The following is a 576-nucleotide window of genomic DNA, read 5'->3' as shown; positions in this document are numbered from 1 at the left end:
GGGAGCCGCTGCCGGTGCAGTACGCGGACTACACCCTCTGGCAGCAGGACCTCCTCGGCGACGACCACGACCAGACCTCCCTGGCCGCACAGCAGTTGGCGTACTGGACGGAGAACCTCGCCGACCTCCCCGAGGAACTCGCCCTGCCCTTCGATCGCCCCCGCCCCAAGGTCGCCACCCACCGCGGCGGCACCGTCCCCTTCCGCGTCCACCCCGACACCCACGACCGACTCGCCCACCTCGCCCGCGACAACGGCGCCTCCCTCTTCATGGTCCTCCAGGCCGCCCTCGCCGCCCCCCTCACCCGCCTCGGCGCCGGCCACGACATCCCCATCGGCTCCCCCATCGCCGGACGCACCGACGACGCCATGGAAGACCTCGTCGGCTGCTTCATGAACACCCTCGTCCTGCGCACCGACACCAGCGGTGACCCCGCCTTCACCCAACTCCTCGACCGCGCCCGGGAAACCGCCCTCAAGGCCTACGAACACCAGGACATCCCCTTCGAACGACTCGTCGAAGTCCTCGACCCCGCACGCTCCATGGGCCGCAACCCGCTCTTCCAGGTCATGCTGG

Annotated in this window: 1 protein-coding gene; it reads left to right on the top strand. The window is 70.5% G+C overall.

Translation table 11 applies throughout. The features are described 5' to 3' along the window. Positions 1-576 (top strand): condensation domain-containing protein (locus AE652_RS42760; RefSeq protein ID WP_049661782.1); only part of this gene is annotated, 576 nt, incomplete at both ends.

The sequence above is a fragment of the Kitasatospora sp. MY 5-36 genome (assembly GCF_001182915.1).
Lineage (GTDB): Bacteria > Actinomycetota > Actinomycetes > Streptomycetales > Streptomycetaceae > Kitasatospora.
Note: the sequence above shows the minus strand (reverse complement) of the source record. Positions and strands in the feature narration are given on the sequence as shown.